Genomic DNA, 6,715 nt, shown 5'->3' with positions numbered 1-6,715 from the left:
TTGCGCCGGAATGGACCGAGGGCCTGCCGAACCGGGCCTTCGAGCTGAAGGCGGTCAGGGGCATCGACTTCAGGATCGGGCTCGGTGTTGCCTGGAGCAAGGACGATCCAACCGCCTCGCGCGACGACATCGTCGATATCGCCCGCTCACTGGCGCGGCCGGTGAGGTAAACGATCTGCGCTGCGGTTCATCGGTGACGCGAGCGGCGTGACGCCACCTCGCGGACTTGCTGCTTCTGCCTCCATCAGAACCTCCCCCTTAGATTGCGGCCATCGCGTCCTGCCCCGGCTTTGGGTCCTGCCAGGCTCGCGCCGCCGGCAACGGCTTTGCCGTCCTCCACTGCGTTTCGGCCCTGCGGGTGCAGGCGCCGCTTGCCGCCCGGCTTTCGGACCGCCGTAGCAGGTCGCGATGGCCGCGACCTCGAAACGGAGGTTCCAACATGAGCAGGCAACAAAGCAATCAACGACCCGATATCTACAGCCGCATCACCAACACGATCATCGCCGATCTTAAGCAGGGTGTGCGGCCATGGACCAAACCCTGGACGACAGGACATGCGACAGCCGAGGTCAGCCGGCCGCTGCGCCACAACGGCCAACCCTATTCCGGGATCAACGTTCTGCTCCTCTGGTCCGAAGCCATCGCCCGCGGCTTTGCCTCATCGAGGTGGATGACGTTCCGCCAGGCAATCGAACTCGGCGGCGCCGTCCGCAAGGGCGAAACCGGCACGACCGTGGTCTTTGCCAGTTCGTTCATCCGCACCGAGACGACCGAGACAGGCACGGAGATCGAACAGGATATTCCATTCCTCAAGACCTACACGGTGTTCAACACCGATCAGATCGCCGGTCTTAACGGCCGCTTTGACGACGTCGCACCTGGCGAGGATCCGATGAGGCGGATCGGCGATGCCGGCCGCTTCTTTGCCAATACCGGCGCACTGATCCGGCACGGAGGTACGGCTGCCTATTATGCCGCTCAGCGTGATTACATCCAGATGCCATGCCTGGATGCCTTCCGGGACGATGCCGCTTACGTCGCGATCCTCAGCCACGAGATGACGCATTGGACTTCTGCACCGCGACGGCTGGATCGCGATCTCAGCCGCTACGCAAAAGACCGCAGCGACCGCGCCCGCGAAGAGCTGATTGCCGAACTCGGCAGCGCGTTTCTCTGCGCCGATCTCGGCATCGTCCCCGAGCTCGAACCGCGCCCCGACCACGCAAGCTATCTCGATAGCTGGCTCAAGGTTCTGGGCAACGACAAGCGCGCCATCTTCTCGGCGGCAGCACATGCGCAGCGGGCCGTCGATTACCTGCATTCCTTGCAGTCGGAGCTCAACGATGAGGAGGCGGCGTAAGCCGTCTTTTCCTTCACTCAACCGTCTCTTCCTTCACTCAACCATGAGAGATGCGAATGCCGATCACTGCAGCGGAAGGTAGCCTCGCGAGCGCTTCTTGCGCAAAAGGCTGAGCAGGAGATCGACGGCTTTTGCCTCGCTATCGAAGACATGGATCTTCTGCTGCCCGCGACTGCCGATGCGTCCCCAGCTGCGCACCAGCGAGGTCTCGCCGAAGAGGTTCGGCTCGATCGACAGCGCATAAAAGCGGGCCATGTTCTTCGATGGATCGATGCGTTCGATGTAGAGACGATAGGGTTGCGTACTCATGTCGGCAGAATCGCAAAGAACGGTTCACTGCGTCCAACGACATTTGTGAATCGGTTGGGCCCGATCGATTCACGTTGGTGATGTCGCCTCGTCAGATCTGTGACGCAGTGAACAATCCGGCAAATTCCGGATCGGCATAATAGCGCAACTTTGTCGCAACGATGGGCCGCTGACCGGCGATGAACAACAGCTCGGTCTCGGCATGCATGTTGCGGACTTCGTCGGGCGTCAGCAGCGGGCGGGCGACATGCTGCTCGGCAAAGGAGAGGCCGGTCTTTTCCGAATCGAGTGCACGCGCTGCGGTGTTGAAGACGACCGTCTCCTGGCCAAGCAGATCGGATACCAGACGGGCGCTGTCGTGATCGTTGACGCCGAACACTTGCAGCACGCCGGCGTTGGACAGAAACGTACCGGCACGCTGGCGATAGGTGGCGCGCAGCTGATGAATGTCCTGGACGATCGGCCAGAGTTGCACACCGTAACCTGCCATCAATCCCATGGCGCGTTCGATCGGCGCCAGATGACCAAGGGCAGCGAACTCGTCGAGCAGATAGAGAACCGGTGGCGTCGATGGATGCGGCGAGGGTGCCGTTCGCGCCATCTCGGTCAGGCTCTGGGCCACCAGCAAACGCAGCCAACGCGAATAGGCCGCAAGCCGGTCTGGCGGCAAGACCAGGAACACGGTCGCCTGGTCTGCCTTGAGGTCACCGAACCGAAAATCCGATCGTGACAGCACCTCGGTCATGCGCGGACTGTCGAGGAAATGCGTGTGCCGTTGGGCTGCGGATAACACGCCGCTGGCCTCACGGTCCGACTTGCCGAGATGACGATTGGCGGCACGGGCAACCAGACCATTGACCGCGTCACTGTCCTGCATCTCGTCCAGCACGGCACGAAACGCCGCCGGCGCCAGCGTCAGGAATTGTCGCAGCATCGTGAGCGTGCGCCTGTCGTCTGGCTGGCTGGCAAGCACATGCAGCAGCAGTCCTGATATCAGCGCTTTGGCTTCCTCGTTCCAATGGGCGTCACCTGAAAGACCAGGTTCGTCGAACACCAGCGCGTCGGCCAAGGTGGAAACGTCTTCGGCGACATCGATGCCGTCTGGATTAAAACCGTCCATCGGATTGAAGGCAGCCGAAGGTCTGCCGGTGATGCCGAACGGATCGAGGATATGAACCGGCCCGAACTTCTCGCGTGCATCACCGGCGATCTTCGCATTCTCGCCTTTCGGATCGATGCAGATGATCGAGCGATCGGCGGTCAGAAGGTTCGGGATGATGGTGCCGACACCCTTGCCGCTACGCGTCGGCGCCATGGTCAGAAGATGAGCTGGCCCGCTGTAGCAAAGAAGCCGGCCGGAGTTGTTCGCACGGCCGATCAGCAATCCGCCTTCTGCCTTTGTCAGAGGCGCGATTTCTCTGCGGCCGGCAAAGCGCGCCGACCCATGCGTGTCGTCCACCGCCGATCCAAAATGCGTGATCAGCGGCGTCGACAACAGCCGAATGAGCAGCAGGATGGCAAAGGCCATCACCACCCAATCGCCGATATGCCAGATGACGTCACCCCTGTGGCCGCCGAGGATCACGCGTCTGAGGTAGTCGATCCCGAAGTAGACGGTGAACACGACAAACAAATAGCCGGCCGCACCCATGACGAACGACCTGGCATATCGCAGCGGAAAGGTGATGAACGCGACGATCGCCCAGAGCGGATCGCGGGCCGCCATGCGCATCATGTTTGCGAAGGCAGTTTTGATCTGGTTGGCATGGATCATCATGCCGCGCTCCCGTTGCCGATATTGCCGATAGTCGGCTCATTTGCCTGCGGCTTCAGCAGATCGTCGAACAGATCTCGATCTCCCTCGCGGGTGAGGAACTTTGGCAGTTCGGATCTGAGCCAGGCTGCCAGTCCGCCGCCGATCTGCACATCGCGATCATTCTCGAGCCGATGCAGCACCAGTGCGCCGATCAGCACCTTGCGGCGCGTATCGATGGCGCGCTCCTGCTTGCTGAGCCGGATCTGCAATGTCTTGCGCTGGGCCTCGAGCTGCGCCAGCCGTTCGCCGATGGATTTACGTGCCACTGTCATTGTCTCCCTTCTCGTCGATGAGCGATCGGCCCAGCGGCATCAGGACAATGACCGCACACGATCGCATGCGCAGATGCTGCCGCGATGGGTGCATGTCGGCTACTCGCAAATCTGCGCGTGGAAGCAACCGGGTGAACGGCTTACGAGGTCATCGGGAGATTGCCGCGTGCTCCCACCAGTGCCCGAAGGCGCGAAGCGACGAAGGCACAAGGGCGCACTTACGAGTTGCGGGGCAACTCAAAGCGCGGGCCGGCGGCCCGCTAACAAAGGGGAGGGCGATGGCGATCTATCATCTCAGCATGAAGCCGATCGCCCGCAGCGGTGGCCGCAGCGCCGTGGCGTCGGCCGCCTATCGTGCGGCCGAGCGGCTGACCAACGAGCGCGATGGGCTGACCCATGATTTTAGCAACAGAACAGGTGTCGAGCATGCCGAGATCGTCTTGCCGACTGGGTCTTCCGCCTATTGGGCGATGAAGCGATCGGCCTTGTGGAATGCCGCCGAGCGTGCCGAGAAGCGCAGCGATGCCCGGATTGCCCGGGAATTCGAAATTGCGCTGCCGCACGAATTGACGCCGGATCAACGACTGGCGCTGACGCGTGCCTTTGCCGAAGATCTCGCCAACCGCTATGGCGCTGCCGTCGACTTCGCCATCCATCGGCCGGGTGGGGCAAGCGATATCCGCAACAGCCATGCGCATCTGATGATGACGACGCGTGAGGTGAGGGAAACCGGTCTTGGCGACAAGACGCTGCTCGAGCGGGAAAACAGATGGCTCCTTGCCAATCACCTGCCGCCATCGCAACTGCAGCTGAAGGATCTCAGACAGGCCTGGGAGCATCTTGCCAATCGGCATCTGGCGATGTCGGGTCACGATATCCGTATCGACAGCCGTTCGCATCTGGAAGCCGGGATCACGATCGAGCCGACCGAACATGTCGGTGTGCATGCGACACAGATCGATCGCCAGGGTGGGGCAGTCTCCCGCGCGCGCATCTCGCCGCAATCGGCCGAGCGAAATGCCGAGACCATCCGGAGGCGCCCGGATGAAATCCTGAAGCTGATTACCAACGAGAAGAGCGTCTTCAACCGCTATGACATTGCCAGGGCTCTGCATCGCTATATCAACGACGATCCGCAGACCTTCCAGAATGCTTTTGCCGCGGTCATGGCGTCAAAGGCCCTCGTCGAGCTGAAACCCGACAGTTCAAGCGTTCGGGGCCGCGATGGCGAGGCACGCTATTCGACGGTCGAGATGGTGGCGATCGAGGGCGCGATGGCAACATCCGCTGTTGCGATGAAGACGCGCCAAAACCACGGTGTCTTCAAGCGGCATGTCGATGCGGCAATCGCCGATCAGGACAGATCGATCCAGGCCGCAGGCGCGTCACCGGCGCAGGGGCTATCGGCGGAACAGCGCCAGGCGATCGAGCATGTCACAGGGCCAGCTCAGATCGCCGTGGTGATCGGCTTTGCCGGCGCCGGCAAGAGCACGATGCTGGCGGCTGCCCGCCAGGCCTGGGAAGCGCAAGGCTATCGCGTTCATGGCGCGGCATTGGCCGGCAAGGCGGCAGAGGGCCTGGAGGAATCGTCCGGCATATCGAGCCGTACCTTGGCGTCGTGGGAATATTCCTGGCAGGCCGATCGTAGTCGGCTGAATGCTCGCGATGTCTTCGTCATCGACGAGGGCGGCATGGTCGCAAGCCGTCAGCTTGCCCGCTTCGTCGACGAGGTCAAACGGGCCGGCGCCAAGCTGGTCCTGGTCGGCGACCATGAACAGCTTCAGGCGATCGGAGCGGGCGCGCCGTTTCGGGCGATCGCCGAAGCCGTCGGCCATGCGCAACTGTCGGACGTCCGACGGCAAAGAACCGATTGGCAAAAGCAGGCTTCGATCGACTTCGCCTCGCATCGGACTGCCGACGGGCTTGCTGCCTACGAGGCACATGGCAACATCCAGCTGAAAGCGAACCGCGACGACGTGCTGAAGGCGATCATTGCCGATTACGTCGCTGACCGATCGGCACATCCCGACGACACGCGCATTGCGATGGCCCATCGACGGATAGATGTGGCTGCCATCAATGCCGGCATTCGCGCTCGGTTGCAGGAACGCGGTGAGCTCTCAAGAAGCACCAGCACCTCGGATGATCGAGGTGAGGAACTCACCTACCAGACCAACAATGGGAAGCGATCCTTCGCACGTGGCGACCGCATCGTTTTTCTGGAGAACGATCGCGACCTCGGCGTCAAGAATGGCATGTTGGGCGAGGTCATCGCCGTCGCGCCGGACGCAATACAGGTTCGGCTTGACGGCAAGGCGCAGACGCAAGATGGGCAGCGCCAGGTGACCGTACCGGTCAATCGTTACCAATCCTTTGATCACGGCTACGCCACGACGATCCACAAGACGCAAGGCGCTACCGTCGACCGGAGTTTTGTCCTCGCGTCGACGACGATGGACCGGCATCTGACCTATGTGGCGATGACCCGTCATCGTGAAGGGGTGCAGCTCTATGCCGGGCTCGATGCGTTCAAGACGGTGCGCGCCCTGACGGAGGCACTGAGCCGCTCAGGCGTGAAGGAGACGACGCTCGACTATACGCATGACTTTGCCAATCGGCGCGGCATGGAGGATCGCCAAGGCCAGGGCGAGAGTGATGTCGCATCTCACGGAATCAGCAAAGGGGTACAGCCCATTCCGGACACGGCGGTTCCCAAGCCAATGCAAGAACCACGGTCGCCGACACCGCTCACAGCGCGCAGCATCGCCGATGGCGGCTCTGCACACCAAGATCGCAGTGACGATGAACGCGACGATGATCGCCGCGTGCTCATTGCGGCCGTGAAGACCTATGCGATGAGCGTCGAAGCGGTCGGACGGTCAAAAGCAACGGTGGCATTCGACCGAGATTGGGAGGCGGCAAAGCAGCTTGCGCCGCAGCTGTTCAAAGACGCGCCAG

Annotated in this window: 5 protein-coding genes and 1 pseudogene; 3 read left to right on the top strand and 3 right to left on the bottom strand. The window is 61.9% G+C overall.

The window, feature by feature from the left end:
• Positions 1-170 (top strand): annotated as a pseudogene (locus C3Y91_RS36405) (LysR family transcriptional regulator); the annotation flags it as partial.
• 269 nt (positions 171-439) lie between these two features.
• Positions 440-1,360, top strand: a complete 921-nt coding sequence (locus C3Y91_RS36400) for an ArdC family protein (protein WP_168576406.1) — start codon at positions 440-442, stop codon at positions 1,358-1,360.
• Between the two features lie 63 nt (positions 1,361-1,423).
• On the opposite strand, the gene C3Y91_RS36395 is transcribed toward C3Y91_RS36400, so the two are convergent.
• The 3 genes from C3Y91_RS36395 to C3Y91_RS36385 all read right to left on the bottom strand — a co-directional run bounded on the left by C3Y91_RS36395 (position 1,424) and on the right by C3Y91_RS36385 (position 3,757).
• Positions 1,424-1,669, bottom strand: coding sequence for a WGR domain-containing protein (locus tag C3Y91_RS36395; protein WP_168576405.1), 246 nt, complete (start codon positions 1,667-1,669; stop codon positions 1,424-1,426).
• Positions 1,670-1,760: 91 nt separating this feature from the next.
• Positions 1,761-3,443 (bottom strand): type IV secretory system conjugative DNA transfer family protein, encoded by a 1,683-nt coding sequence (locus C3Y91_RS36390; protein ID WP_168576407.1) that lies wholly within the window; start codon positions 3,441-3,443, stop codon positions 1,761-1,763.
• Complete coding sequence (locus C3Y91_RS36385; protein ID WP_168576404.1) at positions 3,443-3,757, bottom strand: mobilization protein; 315 nt, start codon at positions 3,755-3,757, stop codon at positions 3,443-3,445. The genes C3Y91_RS36390 and C3Y91_RS36385 overlap by 1 nt, the downstream gene beginning before the upstream one ends.
• A gap of 278 nt (positions 3,758-4,035) precedes the next feature.
• On the opposite strand from C3Y91_RS36385, the gene traA reads away from it, so the two are divergent.
• On the top strand, positions 4,036-6,715 hold a 2,680-nt coding region (gene traA / locus C3Y91_RS36380), incomplete at its 3' end, for a Ti-type conjugative transfer relaxase TraA (protein ID WP_168576403.1).

Source organism: Rhizobium ruizarguesonis (assembly GCF_012349115.1).
Classification (GTDB): domain Bacteria; phylum Pseudomonadota; class Alphaproteobacteria; order Rhizobiales; family Rhizobiaceae; genus Rhizobium; species Rhizobium ruizarguesonis.
The sequence above is the reverse complement of the archived record's forward strand: the minus strand, read 5'-3'. Positions and strand labels throughout refer to the sequence as shown.